This window comes from Streptomyces sp. NPDC089799 (assembly GCF_040684755.1).
Taxonomy (GTDB): domain Bacteria; phylum Actinomycetota; class Actinomycetes; order Streptomycetales; family Streptomycetaceae; genus Streptomyces.
Map to the genome: position 1 here is coordinate 85,208 of NZ_JBFBGR010000013.1, position 22,973 is coordinate 108,180.

Annotated in this window: 19 protein-coding genes; 9 read left to right on the forward strand and 10 right to left on the reverse strand. The window is 72.2% G+C overall.

Annotation, left to right across the window (positions count from 1 at the left end; genetic code table 11):
* Positions 1-86 precede the first annotated feature (86 nt).
* Positions 87-347: a DUF397 domain-containing protein gene (locus AB0O36_RS16900; RefSeq protein ID WP_365110342.1), complete on the reverse strand. Its 261-nt coding sequence runs from the start codon at positions 345-347 to the stop codon at positions 87-89.
* Entirely contained in the window at positions 344-1,192 is an 849-nt protein-coding gene (locus AB0O36_RS16905) for a helix-turn-helix transcriptional regulator (protein WP_365110345.1), read from the reverse strand. Before AB0O36_RS16905 ends, AB0O36_RS16900 begins: the two co-directional genes overlap by 4 nt.
* A gap of 93 nt (positions 1,193-1,285) precedes the next feature.
* Here AB0O36_RS16905 and AB0O36_RS16910 point away from each other — a divergent pair, with 93 nt between their 5' ends.
* Positions 1,286-1,768, forward strand: coding sequence for an ATP-binding protein (locus tag AB0O36_RS16910; RefSeq protein WP_365110348.1), 483 nt, complete (start codon positions 1,286-1,288; stop codon positions 1,766-1,768).
* A gap of 204 nt (positions 1,769-1,972) precedes the next feature.
* Positions 1,973-2,842: a helix-turn-helix domain-containing protein gene (locus AB0O36_RS16915; protein ID WP_365110351.1), complete on the forward strand. Its 870-nt coding sequence runs from the start codon at positions 1,973-1,975 to the stop codon at positions 2,840-2,842.
* A 100-nt stretch (positions 2,843-2,942) separates the two neighbouring features.
* Here AB0O36_RS16915 and AB0O36_RS16920 read toward each other — a convergent pair whose 3' ends face one another.
* Positions 2,943-4,214, reverse strand: coding sequence for a hypothetical protein (locus AB0O36_RS16920; RefSeq protein ID WP_365110353.1), 1,272 nt, complete (start codon positions 4,212-4,214; stop codon positions 2,943-2,945).
* Positions 4,215-4,472: 258 nt separating this feature from the next.
* Between AB0O36_RS16920 and AB0O36_RS16925 the strand changes: the two genes are divergently transcribed.
* Positions 4,473-4,934 carry a pyridoxamine 5'-phosphate oxidase family protein gene (locus AB0O36_RS16925; protein WP_365110356.1) on the forward strand — a complete coding sequence of 154 codons (462 nt, stop codon included), beginning with the start codon at positions 4,473-4,475 and terminating at the stop codon, positions 4,932-4,934.
* Between the two features lie 63 nt (positions 4,935-4,997).
* Positions 4,998-5,699, forward strand: a complete 702-nt coding sequence (locus tag AB0O36_RS16930; protein WP_365110359.1) for an HAD-IA family hydrolase — start codon at positions 4,998-5,000, stop codon at positions 5,697-5,699.
* 31 nt (positions 5,700-5,730) lie between these two features.
* Here the strand turns inward: AB0O36_RS16930 and AB0O36_RS16935 are convergent, their stop codons facing one another.
* Positions 5,731-6,282: an RICIN domain-containing protein gene (locus AB0O36_RS16935; RefSeq protein WP_365110362.1), complete on the reverse strand. Its 552-nt coding sequence runs from the start codon at positions 6,280-6,282 to the stop codon at positions 5,731-5,733.
* A 315-nt stretch (positions 6,283-6,597) separates the two neighbouring features.
* Positions 6,598-7,395 (reverse strand): tetratricopeptide repeat protein, encoded by a 798-nt coding sequence (locus AB0O36_RS16940; protein ID WP_365110365.1) that lies wholly within the window; start codon positions 7,393-7,395, stop codon positions 6,598-6,600.
* A gap of 270 nt (positions 7,396-7,665) precedes the next feature.
* Here AB0O36_RS16940 and AB0O36_RS16945 point away from each other — a divergent pair, with 270 nt between their 5' ends.
* From AB0O36_RS16945 to AB0O36_RS16960, 4 genes are all read left to right on the forward strand, one after another.
* A complete protein-coding gene (locus tag AB0O36_RS16945) occupies positions 7,666-9,354 on the forward strand; it encodes a carbohydrate-binding module family 20 domain-containing protein (RefSeq protein ID WP_365110594.1) in 1,689 nt (562 codons plus the stop codon).
* 43 nt (positions 9,355-9,397) lie between these two features.
* Positions 9,398-14,794 carry a pullulanase-type alpha-1,6-glucosidase gene (gene pulA, locus AB0O36_RS16950; RefSeq protein ID WP_365110367.1) on the forward strand — a complete coding sequence of 1,799 codons (5,397 nt, stop codon included), beginning with the start codon at positions 9,398-9,400 and terminating at the stop codon, positions 14,792-14,794.
* Positions 14,795-14,909: 115 nt separating this feature from the next.
* Positions 14,910-15,596 carry a VC0807 family protein gene (locus AB0O36_RS16955; protein ID WP_365110369.1) on the forward strand — a complete coding sequence of 229 codons (687 nt, stop codon included), beginning with the start codon at positions 14,910-14,912 and terminating at the stop codon, positions 15,594-15,596.
* Positions 15,597-15,601: 5 nt separating this feature from the next.
* Positions 15,602-16,810, forward strand: a complete 1,209-nt coding sequence (locus AB0O36_RS16960; RefSeq protein ID WP_365110371.1) for an aromatic ring-hydroxylating dioxygenase subunit alpha — start codon at positions 15,602-15,604, stop codon at positions 16,808-16,810.
* Between the two features lie 55 nt (positions 16,811-16,865).
* Here the strand turns inward: AB0O36_RS16960 and AB0O36_RS16965 are convergent, their stop codons facing one another.
* The 5 genes from AB0O36_RS16965 to AB0O36_RS16985 form a co-directional block, all read right to left on the reverse strand.
* The gene (locus AB0O36_RS16965) at positions 16,866-17,402 is read right to left on the reverse strand and encodes a GNAT family N-acetyltransferase (RefSeq protein WP_365110374.1); all 537 of its coding nucleotides are present in this window, start codon (positions 17,400-17,402) and stop codon (positions 16,866-16,868) included.
* 63 nt (positions 17,403-17,465) lie between these two features.
* A complete protein-coding gene (locus AB0O36_RS16970; RefSeq protein WP_365110376.1) occupies positions 17,466-18,167 on the reverse strand; it encodes a TetR/AcrR family transcriptional regulator in 702 nt (233 codons plus the stop codon).
* Between the two features lie 102 nt (positions 18,168-18,269).
* Positions 18,270-19,310, reverse strand: a complete 1,041-nt coding sequence (locus AB0O36_RS16975) for a PDR/VanB family oxidoreductase (RefSeq protein ID WP_365110378.1) — start codon at positions 19,308-19,310, stop codon at positions 18,270-18,272.
* The gene (locus tag AB0O36_RS16980; RefSeq protein WP_365110381.1) at positions 19,307-20,215 is read right to left on the reverse strand and encodes a metal-dependent hydrolase; all 909 of its coding nucleotides are present in this window, start codon (positions 20,213-20,215) and stop codon (positions 19,307-19,309) included. The genes AB0O36_RS16975 and AB0O36_RS16980 overlap by 4 nt, the downstream gene beginning before the upstream one ends.
* 99 nt (positions 20,216-20,314) lie before the next feature.
* Entirely contained in the window at positions 20,315-22,315 is a 2,001-nt protein-coding gene (locus AB0O36_RS16985; RefSeq protein ID WP_365110382.1) for a hypothetical protein, read from the reverse strand.
* A 183-nt stretch (positions 22,316-22,498) separates the two neighbouring features.
* On the opposite strand from AB0O36_RS16985, the gene AB0O36_RS16990 reads away from it, so the two are divergent.
* On the forward strand, positions 22,499-22,900 hold the full coding sequence (locus AB0O36_RS16990; RefSeq protein WP_365110385.1) for a VOC family protein: 402 nt from the start codon (positions 22,499-22,501) through the stop codon (positions 22,898-22,900).
* Positions 22,901-22,973: the final 73 nt, after the last annotated feature.

Consider the following 22,973-nt stretch of genomic DNA (forward strand, 5'->3'; position numbering starts at 1 on the left):
GGCCCCACGAACTCGGGGCACATCCCCGAGACCCCGCCAGGTGCCGGGGCCCTCTGTCCAGGGCCCCGGCGCTGTCGTCCGCTCGGCTACGGGCGGGTGGCGTGGCCGAGGAAGGCGCCCCAGGCGGCGGGGGACAGGCTGAGGTGTGCGTGGTGGGGGCGCTTGGAGTCCCGGACCAGGACGGCATTGGGGGCGCCGGCGACCTCGACACAATTGGGGCCATCGTTGCTGCTGTAGCTGCTCTTGAACCAGGCAACCTCGACGCAATCAGGTCCGTCGGCCGTGCTGTAGCTGCTCTTGACCCATGTCAGGGTCGAGAAAAGATCCGCAGTCGACTGCTTGATCATGTCTCCCCCACTGCCTTCTCGATGAACATCAGCGACTCGCGAGGCGTCAGCGCTTGTGCCCGGATCATGCCATAGCGCATCTCAAGGATCTGCACCTCCTTGGGCGTGGTGATCAAGCGGCTGACCAGGAGCGCCTCACTGTGCCCAACCGTTGTTCCGTCGTTCAAGCGCATGATCTTGAACGACGACGCAAGCCCGGCGTGTTCCTCCACGGTAGTGGGCATCACCTGGATCTCCACATGCCGCAACCGGCCGATGGCGGCCAGGTGTTCCAACTGGGCGCGGAGTACGATCTTGCCCCCGATGGGTCGTCGTAGGACGGCCTCTTCCAGCACGAGGGTCAACAAGGGTGCCGGTCGTCGATCGATGACCTGCTGACGCGCCATGCGTGCCGCGACGAGCCGCTCGACTTGGTCCTCGGGGAAGGCCGGCCGACGTAGTGAGTGCAGCGCACGCGCGTACTCCTCGGTCTGTAGGAGACCTGGAACCACGACGTTGTCGTATGCCCCGATCTCCACTGCCTGCGCTTCAAGCTTGGCCAAGTCGCGAACCTTCTTGGGATATCGGGCTCTCTCGATATCCGCCTTCATCGCCGAGATCTTCCCCGAAGCCTCAAGGATCTCATCGGCCTTGTCCAGATACTCGGGGCGGGGAATTCGGGCGCCGCGCTCGATCTTGTAGATCAATTCCTGGCTGTACCCCATGCGTGTACCGAACTGTGCGCGATCGAATCCGCCCGACTCGCGCCACATTCTGAGCTGTCGGCCCACCGCGGCGATCACCGCGCCCGACTCGTCCTCGGGATCGAGTTCCCAGCTCGACTCGTCCGTGCCGTCTGCGCTCAACTTCCACCTCCTCGTGGACCGGCGGTACAGGCCGGGACCGCTCTGGACAGGGGTCGTACACAGTGGCCCGGGCCCTTCTCAGGCTACGCACCGGTGACCACGCTGAGTGACGTGAATCAGGAAATCTCCTTCGCCGTCACCCTTCCTGCGACCCCGCGCGGAGCCCATCTCGCACGCCGGCTCGCCGTCGCCCAACTGACCGCCCAGTCAGTGCCGTTCGAGGACGCCGCGCAGATCGTCGCCGAACTGGCCGGCAACGCGGTCACGCACGGCCGCGTACCGGGACGCGGTTTTCGCCTGTCCCTGGATCTGTGGCCCGGCCGCACGCTCCGTATCGAGGTTGCCGATACCCGATCCGAGGCTGAACCGCCCGTCGCCGTCCAACCGCCGGAGCCGGAGGCCGAGTCGGGCAGGGGGCTCCTCCTGGTGTCCGCTCTCGCCGCGCGCTGGGGGACGGAACATGGGCTGCCGCCGCTCAAAAAGGTGTGGGCGGAAATCGATCTCTCCGGCGGCATTTCACCGGATCGAGGTTCTCGCGACCCGGCCGGTCGAGCCGCGGTTCCGCTCGACACCTAATTACAAATCACCGGGGGAAATGACCCTGCCAACCTCCCCCCTCCCCCTCTCACCCGGGAGGGTGAAATGGGCCAACCTGGCTGGCGCATATGCCAATTGCCGTGCAAGCCTCGGCCTGACAACCCCCAGACATGCGAACGGCCCCCGACGGGACGGGCAATCCCGGCCGAGGGCCTTACCGCTGAGGAAGAGAACGACTTCCCCATGGCTGACCGGCAGCTTAGCGCGCCCACCTGCGCGCCGTACGGCATCCGGCACGACAACCGTGCCCCACGTGACCGCTACGTCAAGATCGGAAACCACCTCGCCCAGCACCGCGAGCTGAGCATCACCGCGATCGGGCTGGCCACGCACATCCAGTCGCTCCGCGCGGGCACCAAGGTGACGGTCAAGTCGCTGTGCGAGCGCTTCCCGGAGGGCGAGGTGCGCATCGCCGCGGCTCTGCGGGAGCTGGAGGAGCACGGCTACCTCGCCCGCTACCGGGAGCGGCTCCCGTCGGGGCGGGTGGTGAGCCACGTCATCTCGTACAACGTCCCGCTCGCCCTGCGCGGGGACGACGACGAGCCCCCGCCGGAGCCGCCCGCCCCGAAGCGCGAGGAGTCGCCCGACGTGCCCGAGGCGGCCCCGGAGGCTCCCGCTGAACCCCCACCCGGGCCCGACCTGCCGGAACCCTCCGAACCGGCGGACCCCGAACTGCTCACCCAGGCGGCGGAACTGCTGGCCCGGCTACGGCTCCGCGATCCCCGCCTCACCCTCTCCACACGGGACGTGACCCGGCTCGCCCCCGCGGCGGCGGCCTGGCTGGAGCGCGGAGTACGACCGGCCGTGGTCAGCGGCATGCTGGCCGGGGGCCTGCCGGCGGAGCCGATCCGCGCCCCCGCCGCACTGCTGGCGCACCGGCTGCGGGAGGGTCTCCCACCCGCCATCGCGGCCTCCCGGCCGGCCGGTCAGCGCCACCCGGACTTCACGATCCACCCGCTCCGGACCTGCGACGACTGCGACCGCGCCTTCCGCTCCCCGACCCCGGGCCGCTGCACGCCCTGCACCTCTCTCCGGCCCGCCACGGCGGCCTGAGCCTTGGGATCCGGTGATGTGGCGTTCACCGGGAAGCGGGGCCCGATGGTTGCGCGGCGTTATCGGCCTTGCCGTCCCATCGGCCCCGCGTGCCCGGTGGTCAGGGGACGAGGGTGAGGGCGAACCGGTCGAAGATGTCGTACACGTCGATCCAGCCCACGGCCCTGCTGCAGAGGGGGTACCCCTCGGCGTTCGTGCAGCCGAACCCGACGTCGACCATCCCGTTCAGCTGCCGGGAGTTCGGGTCGTTGACGGTGATCACGGGGCCACCGCTGTCGCCCTGCTGGGCGACCCAGCCGCCGTTGTTCGGGACGCCGATGCTGCCGAAGACCGTGATGCCGTTGATGACCCAGCTGGCGTTGCCGGCCTGTTCGGTGCGGATGTTGCAGACGACCTTGGAGCCGTAGCCGAGCTGGCAGGCGAAGTCGCCCACCGCGATGTTGCGCGTGCCGTTGAGGAAGCGGGTGTACCCCTGGGCGTCGGTGCCGTCCCAGGTGTAGCGGCTCGTGCGGGCGTCGATGAACGCCGCGTCGATGTCGGTCAGCTCGGCCCTGACCTGCCCGATGTACGTGCCGCCGGCCGTGTAGACGGCGTCGTTGACGTTGTAGCAGTGGCTGGACGTGACGAGCCAGTGGCGCTGGTCCACGGTGCTGATGGCCGGGACGCCGGTGGTGCAGGCAGCTCGCCCGCCACCGGTCAAGGGCCCGAGCGCGGCCCCGGCGTAGAACGGCGAGCTGTCGTCCCAGCGGCTGGCGAGCGGCACCATGGCGGGCGAGTGGAGGATGCGGAGGGGCGTCGCCCCCGCGGCCGCGCGCTGCCGCGCGAAGGCCGGGCGGGCGATGTACTCCTGGGCGGTTTTCGTGTCGGTCACGCCGAGCTCGATCGCGCTGCCGTCGACCGTGCTGTTCGCCCTTTCGATCTTGAACGGCAGATCGCGGCGGTCCAGGAGGGCCTTCATCTCCTTCCTGAGGTCCTGTTGGGACTTCGCGCCGCGGCGTACGTTCAGCAGATACGTGTCGGCCTTCGGGTTGGCCTTGCGCACCGCGTCGAGGAAGGCCGCGCGCCGGGCCGTGTCGGTGAGGTAGACGTTGACGGACCGGTAGTCCTTGGCCATCTCGACCTGGGTGTACACATCCGCCTGGGTGCTCCGGCCCACCCGGGCCACGGCATCGGCCAGTACCCGCAGCGGCTCCAGTACCTCACCCTGACGCTCCGGCGTCATCGCCGCCACGATGTCGGCGGACAGCGGTTCGAGGGCTCTGGCCCCGGCGGACGGCGGCTTGCCCGTCCCGGCCTCGGCGGACGCCGACATGAGCGGCAGGACGGCCAGCACCGCCGCGAGCGCTACGGGGCGCCACACAGCCTTCTTCATCGTTCTCCCCTGGTTACCGTACGGATCCAGCGATTACGGTGCGTGACGCTATGGAGTGCCGGGGCGGTGCAGCAAGGGGGCGCGGCGGACGGCAGGGGCATGTGAGGGCGGCGCACGGGGGTACAAACGGCGTGCAGGAGGGGCGCGCGTGCTTCCGATCACCGCGATCAGGATTCGGACGCGCGATCGAGGTCCGCCTCCGGGCCTAGGACCTGCGCCCCATGTGCATCGTGGAGCTGCTGGCTAAGGTCGGCACCCATGCAAGCCACGGAGATCATTCGCCGCGACACGGCGCAGCGCAGGCAGGACACCCTCGAACGGCTCGGCAGGGAGCGCGACATATGGGTGTCGACGGCTCACCCCGACCACGGCCCGCACCAGGTGCCGCTGTGGTTCCTGTGGGACGGTCGGGCGGTGTGGATGTGCACCGGCGCGAACTCCGCGACCGTGCGGAACGCACGCGCGGAACCGCGAGTCCGGCTGGCGCTGCCGGACGCCCTCGACGTGGTGCTGCTGCAGGGCGAGGCGGAGTGCCATCCCGCACCGGAAGTGCCGGAGGACGCCGCGGACGCGTTCGCGGCCAAGTTCGGCTGGGATCCGCGCACGGAGGAGTCCCCGTACGCCTACCTGCGGGTGGCCCCGCAGACGGTGCGCGCCTGGCGCAGCGTCCCGGAACTGCGCGGCAGACTCCTGATGCGCGACGGCGCGTGGCTGGAGTAGCAGGGGGGTGCACGCCGGCTGACTCGCGAACTGCCTGTTCAGGCCTGATGGCATGATCGGCACGTGATCAGTGAACCCAGCCCGTCCGGTGCCGTGAAGTACGTCCTGTTCGATGTCGACGGCACGTTGATCGATGCCCTGGACAATCAGCGCCTGGTCTGGCGAACGTGGGCGGAGCGGTACGGCCTGGACCCCGATGAGGTCTACCGGGTGGCGCTGCGGACCCGGCCGATGGAGACCTTCGCGGAAGTCGCTCCGGACCGGGACCCCCACGAGTGCCTTGCCGTACTGCACGAGCTGGAGGACGAGGACGTCCGCACCGGCGTCTACGGTGCTTTCGACGGCGGCCCGGAACTGCTCGGTGCCCTGCGGCCCGGGACCTGGGCGCTGGTGACGTCGAACTACGAGCACCGGGTGCGCGGCCGATTCGCCCGGACGGGCCTGCCGGTCCCGGAGGTCGTGGTGGACGCGGCCGCCGTGACCGAAGGCAAGCCGTCGCCGGTGCCGTACCTGCAGGCCGCCACGCGGCTCGGTGCCGGGCCGGAGGACTGCCTGGTCATCGAGGACGCCCCTTCCGGGGTGCAGGCCGGGCTGCGTGCCGGGATGACGGTGTGGGGCGTCAATACCCTCACGGCGGCGGACGGTGTGCACCGCCACTTCGGCACCCTGCGCGAGGCGGTCGAGGACATCCTCGCCTTCGCTTCGGGCTCCATTCCGGCGGCCCCCGTGCAGCAGGGGTGCCCCGGACCGGAGCACCCCTGCTGATCAGCCGGTTCCCCGGCCTGCTGGGGTCGTACTAGACCGCGTACCGCACCCAGTTCTGGGTGGAGGAGCCGGTGCAGACGACCTGGCGCACCTCGCGGCGGCTGCCGGAGGGGTTGGCGCCGTCGTCCAGGCACAGGCCGGTGGCCGCGTTCCTGACGGCCACCTGGCCGCCGCCGAGGTCGACCAGGTCCCAGCGCTGGATCGCCCCGTCGTGGCAGACCTGCTGGGTGACCTGGGAGCCGGGGGCGGTGCCGGCGGCGCCGATGCACTTGCCGGAGTGGCGGGGCTGCATGCGGGTGAGCCCGTCGGCGCCGAACAGTGTCGCGAACTCCTGCTGGTAGCCGGTCTTGCAGCTGAACTGCTGGACCAGGGCGCCCGGATCGCGGGAGGCGCCCTGGATGTCCAGGCACTTGCCGGTGGCGGCGTTGACGTACTTGTGGGCACCGCCGGGAACGGCGGCGGCCGCGGACCCGGTCGGGGCCGGAGCCGCCTGGGCCTGGACGGCGACACCGCCGATCAGGGCGGCGGACGCGGCCAGGGCCAGAGCGGCGGAGCGCATGCGGAACACGGTCGTGCGTGACATGGGGATCTCCCGGATGTTCGCGGTGACGACAGTGAGGAACGATCGGCACATGACGGGGGTCCGTGACGGTGTCTCTGCCGTGCCCCCGGTGCAGCCATATCCCACCGGAATCCGGCTCCCTCCGGCGACCGGTTTACCGGCCATTCCCTGTATGTCGGACACGCCGCGATCGGAATGGCTTGCCCTGGCATGAACGGACCGGTACGGCGCCCCGGTTCGCGCCCGGCGCCGTGATCGGCCACGGGCCGGCCACGGGTTCGGCCGCGGGCGGGCAGCCCGGCTGCCGGCCCGCGGCCTGCCCGTGGCCGTGTCCCCTCAAGCGCCGTCGATGCGGGCGAGCAGGTTCCGTGCCTCGGTGGTGCGGATGTTGTCCGGGCCGAAGAGGGCCAGGCAGGCGTCATGGGCGGCCGCGGCCTCCGGGCGGGCCTCGGTGCCGCGGCCCAGCCCGAGGAGGGCGGTGGCCGCGGCCAGTTCGGCGGCCCCGGTTTCCGAGCCGCGCTGCTCCGGGGGCAGACCGCGGTGCACTTCGTCCGCGTGCCGCGCCTCGGTGAGGGCCTCCTCGTGGCGCTTCTGGGCATTGAGGCTGACGGCCAGCCCGAGCCGCAGGAGCAGGGTGAACCGGTCCGGGTCGGGAAGGGTGGCGAGGAGCTCACGCGCCAGCGCCTCGGCCTCCGGGTAGCGGCCCAGCGCGTTGAGGGCCTGGACCCGCCCGTAGACGGCGGCCATCGCCACGCCCGCCATTTCCGGGGACGCGTTGCGGGCCGCGGTCTCGATGAGGGCCGCGCACTCCGCCTCGCATTCGGCGTGCCGGCCGAGCATGTTCAGCGCCTGGGCGCGGTCCGCGCGCAGTTTCAGGGTCAGCGGGTGTTCGACGCCGAAGGTCCTGCCGAAGAGCGGCAGTTGGGCGTCATACGTGGCGACCGCCTCGGTGTGGCGGCCCTGGGCGCCCACCGCGAGCCCGACGATGCTCATCAGCAGCGGGATGAACGGGTCGTCGCCCGCCCGTTCCAGGGCCGCGGCCATCGAGCGTGCCTCGGTCTCGGCCTCGGCGAAGCGCCCGGCCTGGTACAGGACTGTGGCCTGGGCTAAGGGGTTGCTCGGCATCTGCGTCATGACCAGAGCATACGAACGCTGCGCACGTCTGTTCGGAGAAGTCGAGGGAATTAGGGGGAAGTCGGGGGAATTCGAGGGAAGTCGGGAGTTGGCCCGGGTCCCGGCTCCGGCGTGCAGCCCATGATCGGAAACAATTCTGCAATCTCTTGCGCAAGGTCTTGCAGCGCAAGGGGGTGCCCCCTACGGTCGCCACAATCCCCACCTCTCCGCCAGGAGGCCCCCATGCCCCCCACGCGCACCATCCGTCCCCCGCGTCGCACCGCCAGAGCGATGGCCGCCGCCACCCTCGCCGCCACGGCCCTCACCGCGGGGGCCGCCACGGCCACCCCGGCGGCGGCCGTGCCGCCCGGGGAGAAGGACGTCACCGCCGTCCTCTTCGAGTGGCGGTTCGCCGATGTGGCCAAGGCGTGCACCGACTCCCTCGGGCCGGCCGGCTACGGGTACGTGCAGGTGTCGCCGCCGCAGGAGCACGTCCAGGGCTCCCAGTGGTGGACCTCGTACCAGCCGGTCAGCTACCGGATCGCCGGACGGCTCGGCGACCGCACCGCCTTCAAGAGCATGGTCGACACCTGTCACGCCGCCGGGGTGAAGGTGGTCGCCGACTCCGTCATCAACCACATGGCCGGTCCCGCCGACCCGAATGCCGTCCTCACCGGCACCGGCGGGTCGACGTACTCCAAGTACTCCTATCCCGGCCTCTACTCCGGCGCCGACATGGACGACTGCCGGGCCGAGATCTCGAACTACAAGGACAAGGCCAACGTCCAGAACTGCGAACTGGTCAAGCTCGCCGACCTCGACACCGGCGAGGAGTACGTCCGCGGCCGGATCGCCGGCTACCTCAACGACCTGCGCTCCCTCGGCGTCGACGGCTTCCGGATCGATGCCGCCAAGCACATGCCCGCCGCCGACCTGGCGAACATCAAGTCCCGGCTGACCGACCCGAACGTCTACTGGAAGCAGGAGGCGATATACGGCGCCGGCGAGGCCGTCGACCCCGCCGAGTACCTCGGCTCCGGCGACGTCCAGGAGTTCCGCTACGCCCGCGACCTCAAGCGGGTCTTCGAGAGCGAGAACCTCGCCTACCTGAAGAACTTCGGCGAGGGCTGGGGGTACATGCCCTCCTCCAAGTCCGGTGTCTTCGTCGACAACCACGACACCGAGCGCGGCGGCGACACCCTCACCTACAAGTCGGGCTCCGCCTACACCCTCGCCAACGTCTTCATGCTGGCCTGGCCCTACGGCTCCCCGGACGTCCACTCCGGCTACGAGTGGAGCGACAAGGACGCCGGCCCGCCCAACGGCGGCACCGTGGGCGCCTGCTACGCCGACGGCTGGAAGTGCCAGCACGCCTGGCGGGAGATCTCCTCCATGGTCGCCTTCCGGAACACGGCCCGCGGTCAGGGCGTCGTGAACTGGTGGGACGACGGTGCCGACGCCATCGCCTTCGGGCGCGGCTCCACTGCGTACGTGGCGATCAACCACGAGGGCACCCCGCTGACCCGCACCTTCCAGACCTCCCTCCCCGCCGGGGACTACTGCGACGTGCAGAGCGGCAGCCGCACCGTCACCGTCGACTCCTCGGGCCGGTTCACCGCCACCGTCGCGTCCGGCACCGCCCTCGCCCTGCACACCGGGGCCCGTACCTGCGGCACCGGGTCCACGACCGCCGGGGCGTCGTTCGCGGTCGGCGCGACCACCGTCCCCGGCCAGAACGTCCACGTCACCGGCGACCAGCCCGCCCTCGGCAACTGGAACACCGGCGCCGCCCCCAAGCTCGACCCGGCCGCCTACCCCGTCTGGAAGCTCGACGTCACCCTGCCCCCGGGCACGACCTTCGCCTACAAGTACGTCCGCAAGGACGGCTCCGGCAACGTCACCTGGGAGAGCGGGGCCAACCGCTCCGCGACCGTTCCCGCCAACGGCAAGGTCACGCTGACCGACACCTGGCGCAACTGACCGCCGCCCCACCCCCTCGCCTCCCCGACCAAGGAGCCCTGCCTTGAAACGCCCCGCAGCAGGCACCGTCGCGGCCGCCCTGGCCGTGATCCTCCTGCCCGTCCTGCCGGCCCTGCCCGCCGCCGCGGCACAACAGCGCCCGCCCGCACCGCCCCCGGACGCGAAGCTCGCCGCCGAGCCGGCCCGCCACGACCTGACCCGGGAGCAGTTCTACTTCGTGCTCCCGGACCGGTTCGCCAACGGGGACCCGCGCAACGACCGCGGCGGACTCACCGGCACCCGCCTGGACACCGGCTTCGACCCGGCCGACAAGGGCTTCTACCAGGGCGGCGACCTCAAGGGGCTGACCGACCGGCTCGACTACGTCAAGGGCCTGGGCACCACGGCGATCTGGCTGGCCCCGATCTTCAGGAACCAGCCGGTGCAGGGGACCGGGGCGAACGCCTCGGCCGGATACCACGGCTACTGGATCACCGACTTCACCCAGGTCGACCCGCACTTCGGCACCAACGCCGACCTGGAGAAGCTGATCGACAAGGCCCACGCCAAGGGCATGAAGGTCTTCTTCGACGTCATCACCAACCACACCGCCGACGTCGTCGACTACGAGGAGAAGTCCTACGGCTACCTGTCGAAGGGGGCGTTCCCGTACCTCACCAAGGACGGCGTCCCCTTCGACGACAAGGACTACGCCGACGGGAAGCGGAAGTTCCCCGCCGTCGACCGGAACTCCTTCCCCCGCACCCCCGTCGTCCCCGAGGGCAGGAAGGACCTCAAGGTCCCCGCCTGGCTCAACGACCCGACCATGTACCACAACCGGGGCGACTCCACCTTCGCCGGGGAGTCCGGTGAACAGGGCGACTTCGTCGGCCTCGACGACCTGTGGACCGAACGCCCCGAGGTCGTCACCGGCATGGAGCGGATCTACGAGAAGTGGGTCCGCGACTTCGACATCGACGGCTTCCGCATCGACACCGTCAAGCACGTCAACACCGAGTTCTGGACGCAGTGGGCCACCGCCCTCGACGCCTACGCGGCCAGGCGCGGCCGCCCCGACTTCTTCATGTTCGGCGAGGTGTACTCCGCCGACACCGCCGTCACCTCCCCGTACGTCACCCGTGGCCGCCTCGACGCCACCCTCGACTTCCCGCTCCAGGACGCCATCCGCGCCTACGCCGCCCAGGGCGCCGGATCCGACCGCCTGGCCCGGGTCTTCGCCGACGACCACCGCTACACCACCGACAAGGCCAACGCGTACGAGCAGGTCACCTTCCTCGGCAACCACGACATGGGCCGCTTCGGCACCTTCCTGACGCAGGACCGCCCCGGCGCCCCCGAGAGCGAACTCCTCGCCCGCTACCGGCTCGCCAACGAGCTGATGTTCCTCACCCGCGGCAACCCCGTCGTCTACTACGGCGACGAGCAGGGCTTCACCGGCGCCGGCGGCGACAAGGACGCCCGCCAGACCCTCTTCGCCTCCAGGACCGCCGACTACCTCGACGACGACCAGCTGGGCACCGACCGCACCCACGCCACCGACGCCTACGACGACCGGCACCCGCTCTACCGGCAGATCGCCGACCTGTCCCGGCTGACCAAGGCCCACCCGGCCCTCCGCGACGGCGTCCAGACCGAGCGCCTCGCCGAAGGCGCCGTATACGGTTTCACCCGCGCCGACACCACCGGCTCCGCCGGCACCCACGGCAGCGGCCGGGCCCGCCACGAGTACGCCGTCGCCGTCAACAACGGCAACGCCCCGGTGACCGTCGACCTCCCCGTCGACAGCGCCGTCCGCACCCGCTTCCGCACCCTGTACGGCGGCCCCGACACCGGCGCCCGCGTCACCGCCGACGGCCGGCTCCGGCTCACCGTGCCCGCCCTCGGCTCCGTCGTCGCCCGCGCCGAAGCCCCGCTACCGCCCCCCGCCGCCGCACCCGCCGTCACCCTGACCGCCCCGGCCGCCGGAGCCACCGGCACCGTCGAGGTCTCCGCCGGAGTCACCGGCGGCGGCGCCCTGAACCGGGTCGTCTTCGCCGCCCAGACCGGCAACGGGCCCTGGCAGGTCCTCGGCTCCGCCGACCACGCCCCGTACAAGGCGACCCACCACCTCACCGCCCCGGCCGGCACCCCCGTCCGCTACAAGGCGGTCGCCGTCGACCTCGCCGGCCGCACCGCGAGCGCCCTCGCCGAAACCGTCACCGGCGCCCCGCCGGCCCCCGAGACCCCGACCGCCACCCAGCGCGACTACGCGGTCGTCCACTACAACCGGCCCGACGGGAACTACGACGACTGGAGGCTGTACACCTGGGGCGACATCGCGGAGGGCGAATCCAAGCCGTGGCCGGAGGGAGCAGGGTTCACCGGCCGCGATGCCTACGGCGCCTTCGCGTACGTCCGCCTCAAGCCGGGCGCGAGCTCCGTCGGCTACCTGGTCATCGACAAGGACGGCACCAAGGACGTCGCCGCCGACCGCACCATCGACCTGACCAGGACCGGGGAGATCTGGCTCGACCAGGGCAAGGAGGCCCCCCGGCCGCAGCGCCCCGCCCACCCGCCGCAGGACACCACCAAGGCAGTCCTCCACCTCCGGCGCCCCGACGGCGCCTACGACGGCTGGGGCCTGCACGTCTGGACGGGAGCAGCCACCCCCACCGACTGGTCCAGGCCGCTGATGCCCGCCCGCTTCGACTCCTACGGCGCGGTCTACGAGGTCCCGCTCGCCCCCGGAGCCACCTCCCTCTCCTACATCCTCCACAAGGGCGACGAGAAGGACCTCCCCGCCGACCAGTCCCTCGACCTGAAGGCCACCGGCCACGAGGCATGGCTGCTCGCCGGCCGCACCGGGTACCTCCTCCCGCAGCCCGCCGGCAACTCCGCCGCCCTCGACCTCACCACCTCCCGCGCGATCTGGATCGACCGCGACACCCTCGCCTGGAACGCCCCCGAGACCGCTGCCTCCGCCCAGCTCCTCGCCTCCCGCACGGGCACGGTCACGGCGGACAACGGCACCCTCACCGGCACCACCGACGCCACCGTGCTGCGCCTGACTCCCGGCGCACTGACCGACGTACAGAAGCGGAAGTTCCCGCACCTGGCGGCGTACAAGGCGTTCACCGTGGACCCGCGCGACCGCGACCGGGTCCGCGAGGCACTGCGCGGCCAGCTCGTCGCGAGCGCCCGCGCCGCGAACGGAGCCGTCCTCGCCGCCACCGGAGTGCAGCTCGCCGGGGTCCTCGACGACCTGTACGCCAACAAGGCCGCACTCGGCCCGGTCTTCGCCCCGCGAGGGGTGACCCTGTCCGTGTGGGCGCCGACCGCCCGGCGGGTCGCCCTCGAACTCGACGGCCGCACCGTGCCCATGCGCCGTGACGACACCACCGGCGTCTGGTCCGTACAGGGCCCGCGCTCCTGGACCGGAAAGAAGTACCGCTACGCCGTGACCGTCTGGGCGCCCACCACCCGGGCCCTGGTCACCAACCTGGTCACCGACCCCTACTCCACCGCCCTGACCACCGACTCCACGCACAGCCTGGCCGTGGACCTCGCCGACCCGGCCCTCAAGCCGGCCGGCTGGGCCGGCCTGCGGAAGCCGGCCGCCGTGCCCTTCCGCAACGCCCGCATCCAGGAACTCCACGTCCGCGACTTCTCCGTCGCCGACCGCACCTCCGAGCACCCCGGGCAGTACCTGGCCTTCACCGACGCCGACTCGGCCGGCATGAAGCACCTCCGCGCCCTCGCCGCCGCCGGCACCTCCTACGTCCACCTGCTCCCGGCCTTCGACATCGGCACGATTCCCGAGAAGCCGGCCGACCGCACCGAACCCGCCTGCGACCTGCCCTCCCACGCACCGGACTCCGAGGAACAGCAGGCGTGCGTGGCCGCCGGCGCGGCCGAGGACGGCTACAACTGGGGCTACGACCCGCTGCACTACACCGTCCCGGAAGGCTCGTACGCGAGCGACCCGGAGGGCACCGCCCGCACCGTCGAGTTCCGGCGCATGGTCCAGGGCCTCAACGGCGCCGGACTGCGCACCGTGATGGACGTGGTCTACAACCACACCGTCGCGGCCGGCCAGTCCGACAAGTCCGTCCTGGACCGCATCGTCCCCGGCTACTACCAGCGGCTGCTGGCCGACGGCACGGTCGCCACCTCCACCTGCTGCGCCAACACCGCGCCCGAGAACGCGATGATGGGCCGCCTGGTCGTCGACTCGATCGTCACCTGGGCCAAGGAGTACAAGGTCGACGGCTTCCGCTTCGACCTGATGGGCCACCACCCCAAGGAGAACATCCTGGCGGTCCGCAAGGCCCTCGACGCCCTGACCGTCGCCAAGGACGGCGTCGACGGGAAGGCGATCGTCCTCTACGGCGAGGGCTGGAACTTCGGCGAGGTCGCCGACGACGCCCGCTTCGTCCAGGCCACCCAGAAGAACATGGCCGGCACCGGCATCGCCACCTTCTCCGACCGGGCCCGCGACGCGGTCCGCGGCGGCGGCCCCTTCGACGAGGACCCCCGCGTCCAGGGCTTCGCCTCCGGCCTGTTCACCGCCCCGAACGGATCCGCCGCCAACGGCACCCCGGACGAGCAGCGCGCCCGACTGCTGCACGCCCAGGACCTGATCAAGGTGGGCCTGACCGGCAACCTGGCCGCGTACCGCTTCACCGACACCGGTGGCCGTACGGTCACGGGTGCACAGGTCGACTACAACGGGCAGCCCGCGGGCTACGCGGACGCCCCCGGCGACGCCCTCGCCTACGCCGACGCCCACGACAACGAGTCCCTGTACGACGCCCTGACCTACAAGCTGCCCGTCGGCACCTCCGAGGCGGACAAGGCCCGCATGCAGGTCCTCGCCATGGCCACGGCCACCCTCTCGCAGGGCCCGGAGCTGTCCCAGGCCGGCACGGACCTGCTCCGCTCCAAGTCCCTGGACCGCAACTCCTACGACAGCGGCGACTGGTTCAACGCGATCCACTGGGACTGCCGGGACGGCAACGGCTTCGGCCGCGGCCTCCCGCCCGCCGCGGACAACCGAGCGAAGTGGCCGTACGCCAAGCCCCTCCTCAGCCGGCCCGCGCCGGGCTGCGCGGAGACCGGGGCGGCCTCCGGCGCCTACCGCGACCTGCTGCGCATCCGCAGCACCGAACCGGGCTTCGGCCTCGCCACGGCGGCCGAGGTCCAGGACCGCCTGGCCTTCCCGCTGTCCGGCACCGGGGAGACCCCGGGCGTGATCACCATGACCCTGGGGGACCTGGTGGTCGTCTTCAACGCCACGCCGGCCGAGCAGTCCCCGCAGGTGCCCGGCCTCGCCGGACAGGGCTACCGCCTGCACCCGGTCCAGTCCGCCGGCTCCGACCCGGTGGTCAAGCGGTCGGCGTACGACACGGCCACCGGGGAGTTCAGGGTCCCGGCGCGTACGGTGGCGGTCTTCACCCGCTGAACAGGGGTCCCGTCAGCCCGGTACATCGAAGGATGTACCGGGCATATCGGCCGCTGTGTCGATTCGGTGATCTTCGCCGGTCCCTACCGTTTTGCGTATGAGATCACCGATTCGCATGAGATTGCCGGATCAGCGCGACGGACCACCGGACCTGCCGGCATGGCGGACCGTGGCCCTTCCGGTCCTGTTCACCGTGGTCCTTCCACTGGCCCTGTTCTACGTCCTGCAGTCGCAGGGCGTCAGCCAGTGGCTGGCACTGACGATCGCCGGGGCCGTACCGGCGTTGCGCATGGCCGTCGAGTGCGCCACCCGGCGCCGGGTGAACAGCTTCGAGGCGTTCATGACCGGCATGCTGGCGTTGCGCGTCGCGGCCTCGCTGCTCACCGGCAGTCCACGGGTGCTCCTTGTCAAGGACGCCGGATTCGGGGCGGCCGCCGGGCTCTGGATCCTGGGCTCGCTCCTCGTGGCGAAGCCCTTCGCCTTCCAGGTCGGCCAGTACTGGAACGGGCCCGCCGCCGCGCGCGCCCGGGAAGCCGCCTGGCGCGTCTCGCCGGCGCTGCGCAGCGGCCTGACCCGGCTGACGGTCCTGTGGGGCTGCGCCCAGCTGCTGGACTGCGGTGCCGGGGTGACCGTCGCCCTGCTGCTGCCGGTGGAATCCGTTCCCGCGCTCAACCGCGCGAAAGGACTGGTCGTACTGTGCGCCGTCGTCCTCGCCACCCTCTCCTACAGCCGTCGCCACGGACGGCGGCACGCACTCTCCCTCTTCGGTTCGGCACCCCTGATCACCAGAAGGGAAGGCTGATCACCATGACGCGCCACCTGACCGCGTCCCGCGCTCCCGAGGCACTGCACGGGACGCTCGCGGAGCTGCGGCGCCTGGCCGCGCTCCCGCTCGAACGCGGCCGCACGCTGCCGCCGGACGCCTACACCTCCCCGGAGATGTACGCATGGGAGACCGAACGGATCTTCCGGCGGGAGTGGCTGTGCGTGGCACGGGCCGAGGAGATCCCGCAGCCGGGGAGCTACCTCCGGCTGGACGTCCTCGGCACGCCCCTGGTGATCACCCGGGACGAGGAGGGCGAGCTGCACGCCCTGTCCCGGGTGTGCCGCCACCGCTTCATGGACCTCCTGCCGCCCGAGACCACGCCCGGGCAGGGCTCCCTGAAACGGCTGACCTGCCCGTACCACACCTGGACCTACCGGCTGAACGGCCGGTTCGCGGGACAGCTCGCCGGCGCTCCGCTGATGCAGCGGGTGGACTTCGACCGCGCCGGCTGCCGGCTCCCGGCGCACCGCGTCGAGGTCTGGAACGGCTTCGTCATGCTCAACCTCGACCCCGGTGCGGAGCGGGCGGCACCCGGACTGCGCGGGCTGGACCAGCGGCTGAGCAGCCACGGCATCGCCGACTGGGTGACCGTCCACAGCAGGACCTGGGAAGGCGTGCCCGCCAACTGGAAGGTGGCGGTGGAGAACGGGTCGGAGAACTACCACCACATGGGCACCCATGCGGCGACCCTGGATCCGGTGCTGCCGGCCCGGGACACGGAGGTCGACGACTGCGACGGGCGCTGGTTCACGATGTTCACGCCGCTGTCGGACCCCGGGCGGGACGGCACGCGCCCGGCCGGGTACTCCGGATACGGGTACTCCGGGTACGAGGGACCGGGCCGGGAACCGCGGGCAGGGATGCTCATCGCGGGCATCTTCCCGCAGTTCGTCCTGGCGGTCCTCCCGGACAGCGCCGTCGGCATCCGCTGGCTGCCCACCGGTCCCGCCACCCACGACACGCGGATCACCGCCATGGTCCCGCCCGGAGCGCCGGACACACCCGGTTTCGCCGAGCAGTTGGCCGGCATGTGCGACTCGATCGCCCGGATCCAGGAAGAGGACCTGGTGGCCGTCCGCGGCGTCCAGCGCGGCCTGGCGTCCCGCCCGGACCCGTCCGACGGCAGGTTCTCCCACCTGGAACGCCCGTTGTGGCAGTTCCAGCGCTACCTCGCGGACCGGCTGCTGTGATCGCCGTCGGGCCGTCGGGCCGTCGGGTCGTCGGGTCGTCGGGGACTGGACCGGCTCACACCACCGTGAGCCGGTCCAGTCGCTTCTCCAGCAGGATCACCCCGTACACCCGGCCGTCCTTCCCCTGCTTGCTGGGGAACTCACCGACCACCCGGTAGCCCGCGCCCTGGTAGTACGCGAGCAGCCGGGGGTTGGTGGACACGCAGTCCAGCCGCGCCCGCTCCCGCCCGGTCCAGGCGATCCGCCGCTCGGCATGTTCGAGCAGGCGGCGCCCGGCGCCGGCGGGAGCCGTCGCGCGGTCCACCATCAGCCGGTGCACATAGCCCGCGACCGGGGGCTGCACCCCCCAGGCGTCCTCGTCGGACCACCACAGCTCGTAGGCGCCGACCGGTCGGCGGTCCTCGTCTGCGGCCAACCACACCTCGCCGTCCCGCATCCGCTCGCGGAAGTGGGCCTTGTCCTTGTCACCGACCTTCCACTGGTCGATACCGGCACTCTTCATCCAGCGCGCGGCGGAGTCGTGCATGGCCACCAGCGTCCCGGCGTCCTTCTCCACGGCGGGCCGGAACACGATCCCGTCATCATTGATCACGCGGGAATTATCACGCGGAGATGATCACCGGAGCAGCCGGGTTCGGTGCAGGGCCGATCGGGATCACCACCGGGGCGGGGGCACCAGCCGGGCCAGGCGGCCCACCAGGTCGCCGAACGGCCCGTCGGTCGGCTCGCCAGCCAGCATCCGCACCGCGATCTGGGCCATCTCCTCGTCGTAGGCGGCACTCACGGCCACCAGCGCGGCGAAGTCGTGCACGAGCTGCAACTCCAGCTCCGCCCGGGGGATACGCCTGCCCTCCAGCCAGATCAGAGCCGTCGACTCGGCGAGCGACACCCAGGACCGCACCACCAACTCCAGCCGCGCGGGGGGCTCCGCCACCCCCAGGTGCTTCACGATCTGCTCGTACGCGGCCCGCCGCACCTCGTCGATCATCGCGTTGGCCCGGCTGCTCCCGGCCGCCGGCCCGCCCCGCATCAGTGCCGAGAACCCCGGCCCGTGCTCGTCGACGAACGAGAAGAACCGCCCCATCACCCGCAGCAGCCGCGCGCCGAGCGGCCCCTCGTGCGGCTCCTCGAAGCGCGCGGCCAGCTCGTCGGCGGCCCTGCGCAACGCGGCCTCGTACAGGCTCTGTTTGCCGGGGAAGTAGTGGTACACGAGCGGCCGGGATATCCCGGCCGCCGCGGCTATCTCGTCGATCGACACGTCCTCCGGGGAGCGCCGGCTGAACAGTTCGAGCGCCACCGAAATCAGCTGCCCGCGCCGCTCCTCGACACCCATCCTCCGCCGCACACCGGTTGTCATGTGTGACACCTTACCCACCGGTCCGGTGATTCCGCTTGGCCGGAACGAGGGTGTGAACGGGCCGTGTTCGGGCCGCGGCTCCCGGTGATCCGGAGGCCCGTCTCAGAGGTCCAGGACCAGCCGGTCGCCCGCGGCACGGGAGACGCACAGGAGCATGGAGTCCTCCCGTTCGGCGTCGCTGAGGAGGGTGTCCCGGTGGTCAACCTCGCCGGAGAGGACGCGTTGGCGGCAGGTTCCGCAGAAGCCCTGCCCGCAGGAGTAGGGGGTGTCGGGGAGGGCGCGGCGGACCGCGGTGAGCGCGGATTCGCCGGGGCCCACCCCGACGGTGCCGCCCGAGCGGTGGAGTTCCACCGTGAAGGGGTGCGCGTCCGCGGTGGGGGAGGCGGCGGGGGCGAAGCGTTCCAGGACCACCTCGGTGCCGGCCGGGGCGGCCGAACGCACCGCGTCCATCAGGGGTTCCGGTCCGCAGCAGTAGACCAGGGCGGCAGCGGGGAGACCGGCCAGGTCCGGCAGGCCCTGTTCGTCCTCCGCGACGACGGTGACGCGGTCGCCGTAGGCGGCGAGTTCGTCCAGGAACGGCATCGAGGCACGGCTGCGGCCGCAGTACAGGAGGGTCCAGTCGGCGCCCGCCGCCCCGGCGGCCGCGAGCATGGGGAGGACCGGGGTGATGCCGATCCCTCCCGCGACGAAGGCGTACGACGGGGCCGGGCGGAGGGCGAACTGGTTGCGGGGCGGGCGGACCTCCAGCGTCGTCCCCGTACGCAGGACTGCGTGGGCTTCCGCCGAGCCGCCGCGGCCGCCGTCGACCAGGCGGATCGCGATCCGGTAGCGGCCGGCGTCGGCCGGGTCGCCGCACAGCGAGTACTGGCGGACCAGTCCCGAGGGGAGCCGCACGTCCACGTGGGCGCCGGGCGCCCAGGATTCCGCTTCCGGGGTTTCCAGGGTCAGCAGGACCACTCCGTCCGCCGGCTCCGTACGCGAGGTGATCCGGGCCGGGATCCAGCGGCGCGGCGACCGGCCGGAGACGGGGACGGGCAGCGCGGGGAGCGGCCACAGCGGAGAGCGGCGGATCCGGGTGCGGAGCGTGCGGCGGGTGAGGTAGGCGGTGCCGGCCAGGGCCGCCAGCTTCAGTGCGCGGTTCACCGGGCGGTACCGCCGTTCGCGCCCGGCGAGCTCGCCAGATAGGCCATCGCCTGCGCCGTGGACCCTTCCTGCGAGGGGTGATAGCTGCGCGAGAGGTAGGTGGGGATCGAGCGGAGCATCGCTCCCGTCGCCGGCAGGGTGCCCTGCTGCCCGGCCCGGTAGAACTGGCCGAAGCCGGCCCGGCCGCCCTCCAGCGTCGGGTCGTTCTCCATGAAGAAGCGGGCACCGCGCTGCCACAGGAAGACCAGGGCTGTGAAGGCGGTGGCCCAGGTCCGGGCGCGGCGGCGGTAGCCGCCGTCCACGTGCATGAAGAGGTCGAAGGCGACCGAGCGGTGCTCCACCTCCTCGGCGCCGTGCCAGCGGAGCAGGTCGAGCATCATCGGGTCGGCGCCGCGCCGGTCCAGCTCGTCCGCGTTGAGCACCCAGTCGCCCAGGAACGCCGTGTAGTGCTCGATCGCCGCGATCATCGCCACCCGCTCCAGCAGCCACCAGCGCTGCGCCCGGCCCGGCGGGAGGGTGCGGTCGCCGAGGAGCTTCTCGAACAGCCAGTCCACCTGGGCGGTGTACGGCGTCGGGTCCAGGCCCAGCCGCTTGAGGTGGGGGAGCACGTCGTCGTGCGCGGCCGCGTGCATCGCCTCCTGGCCTATGAAGCCGACCACGTCCTTCCGCAGCCGCTCGTCCTTGATCAGCGGAAGTGCCTGCTTGTAGACGTGCACGAACCACCGCTCGCCCGCCGGGAGGAGGAGGTGCAGCACGTTGATCGTGTGCGTGGCGAACGGGTCGCCCGGCAGCCAGTGGAGGGGCGTGTCCTGCCAGGAGAAGGACACGTTCCGCGGCTGCAGGTCCGTGTGTTCCGACGCCACGGGGGTGGGGGTGGGGGCCGGAGCGGGCGGCTTATTAGACATGGCGTCAATGTACTGAGCGGTAGGGCGTGTGCAAACCCCTGTGTACGGCCTTCTTCCGGTCGCCCTCGCCGCCTCCCGCTTCCGCCGATCGCGCCGACGTCAGCGCAGGACGCCCGCCTTCGAGCCGTCCGCCAGCCGGCCCGTCAGCTCCACCTGTGCTCCCTCGGGGGCCTTCACCGCCAGGTGGTTGCCGCCGGCCCGGCCGGTCGCGCCGCCCGAGACGGAGAGCGAGGTGAACTGCCCGCTGCCCGCCGCCAGCACGTACCACTGCCCGGCCTTCGCCTTCCACAGCACGCCCGCCAGCACGCGCGGTTCGCGCGGCCCGCACGCCGGGGAGCCCTCCGCCTGCGCGGCCGCCGCGGCCGCCGGTGCGCCCGGCGCAAGGAACTGCGCCTGCACCCGGTCCGCCGAGCCCCGCCAGGTCTCCGCCCGCGAACACAGCCACACCGCGGTGCCGTTGCCCTCCGGCAGCGTCTGCTTCGCGTACGTCCAGGAGTTGACGCTGCGCACCCCGTGCGAGCGTACGGAGGACAGCAGGCAGGCCGTCTTCGCCCAGTCCGCCGCCACCACCGGGGCCTGGGCGCCGGCGGAGCCCGGGGTGCCCGCGGTGCCGGGAGTACCCGCGGTGCCCGGGGTGCCCGAGGTGAGCCGGGCCGGGGTCAGCTCGCCGAGGTCCGTGACCAGCGTGGCGGAGCCGGCCGCGATGAGGGTCAGCGCGTTCCAGGAGGTGCACGCGCCGGACGCGGGCGGCGAGGGGACCGGCGGGGTGGCGCCGTCCGGGGAGAGCCGGAGCGGGGCCGGTGCCTCGGCCGGCTTCACCAGGTCGCGCACGGAGACGGCGGTCACCCAGGGGGCCGTCAGATAGCGGACGTTGCCGTCCACCCGGCTGAGCACCAGCGCCCCGGAGGTCTCCGCGCCGGCCCCGTCGGTCCGGGCGAAGTCCAGCGCCGCCCCGGCCGTGCCCGCGCGCGGCTCGGCGTAGCGGACCACCCGCAGGCCGTCGTACAGCAGGACCACCACCGCCTGGTCCACCTCGCCCGCGTACAGCAGCTGGGCCGGGCCCATCGCCGGGCCGGACGGGGTGCCGGGGGTGGCCGAGACCACGACCTGCGGACCCGGCCGGGCCCATACGGCCAGCGCCCGGCGCAGCAGCGCGCTGTCGCCGGTCCGGGAGCCGCGGGCGGGCCAGGCCGAGAAGTCCGTACGCGAGGCGGTGCGCCAGGCGGTGGGCGCGGCCCGGCTCAGCAGGGCGGGATCCAGGGCCTGTTCGGCCGCGGCGTTGAGCGCGTACGGCGGGGCGGCCGGTCCGTCCGCGCCCCAGCCCCCGCCCGGCAGGGCGATCAGCGCGCCGCAGACCAGCAGGGCGGCACCGGCGGCGAGCGCGGCCCGCCCGTACCGGCGGCGGCGCAGCAGGTCGGTGGGCCGGGCCTGGAGCACGCACGGATCGAACTCGGGGGAGGTGCGCAGCAGTGCCTCGGCGGGGGCGGCACCCTCCGGCGGCGCCGACTCGGCGAGCGCCCCGGAGGGGTCGGTGACGCCGGCACCGGCCAGCGCCCGCAGCAGCTCCGGCTCGGGCAGCCCCTCCAGCACCCGCAGCGCGCAGGCGGCCCGGGCGGGCCCGCTCAGCCCGGCCAGCCACTGGTCCAGGGCCAGTTCCTCGGCCCCGCCCGAGCGCGGGAACAGCCGCAGGCCCCAGACCTGCGGGAGCAGCGGCGGCAGCTGGGCCCGCCGGGGCAGGGCCCGGAAGGTCAGCGGGAGCCCGGCCTCCAGGGCCGAGCGCAGCACCCGCTGCCGGACGTACGCGTACCCGGGGCCGGGCCCCTCCGGGCGCTGCGCCGGGAGCGGGCCGGCGGCCGGGCCGGACCGCGCCGGACGGTCGGTGCCGCGGCCGCGCGGCAGCGCCCGCTGGACCAGCGCGTGGGCGGCCAGCACCCGCCGCTTGCGCCCCAGCGAGGGGGGCAGCACCAGATGGGCGATCCGCACCAGCCGGGCGTAGTGCTCGACCAGCGCGGCCTCGGCCTGATCGAGCCCGACGGCGGCACCGGCGTCGGGCCCTGCGTCGGGTTCGGCGGTGCGGGTGGCGGTGTCCGGAGCAGTCACGTTCAGCAGAACGAGCGAATCGTCGGCGGGTCACCGGACCCCGCCGATGGTGAAACCAATCGGTCAAAAACGGTCGACCCGTCGGGTGTCACGGCCTAGGATCAAGATCGGCGGCATCGCGTGCCGGTCACCGACCGGGTGAGGCATGGAGGTTCCGCGAGATGCCCCTGGAGGCATTCACCCATGGCAGTTGAGCTCAACCACACCATCATTCACTCCCGTGACAAGCGGGAGTCCGCCGAATTCCTGGCGCACGTCCTCGGTCTCGGGATCGGGGCCGAATGGGGTCCCTTCATCCAGCTCGACATGAGCAACGGCGTCGCCCTGGACTTCGTGACCCTCCCCGCGAAGATGGCGGAGTCGATCGTCCCGCAGCACTACGCGTTCCTCATCTCGGACGAGGAGTTCGACGCCGCCTTCGAGCGGATCCGGGCGCGCGGCATCACGTACTACGCCGACCCGCAGATGCAGCGGGTGAACGAGATCAACCACGAGCACAGCGGCCGGGGCCTGTACTTCCGGGACCCCAGCGGCCACGGCATGGAGATCATCACCCGGCCGTACGGCCACACCGAGGACGCGTAGCGGGACCCCGGCAGGAGATACGGCGTGGGGGGGGGGGCCTGGCCCGCCCCCCACCGCCCGTTGAGGCCCCCCC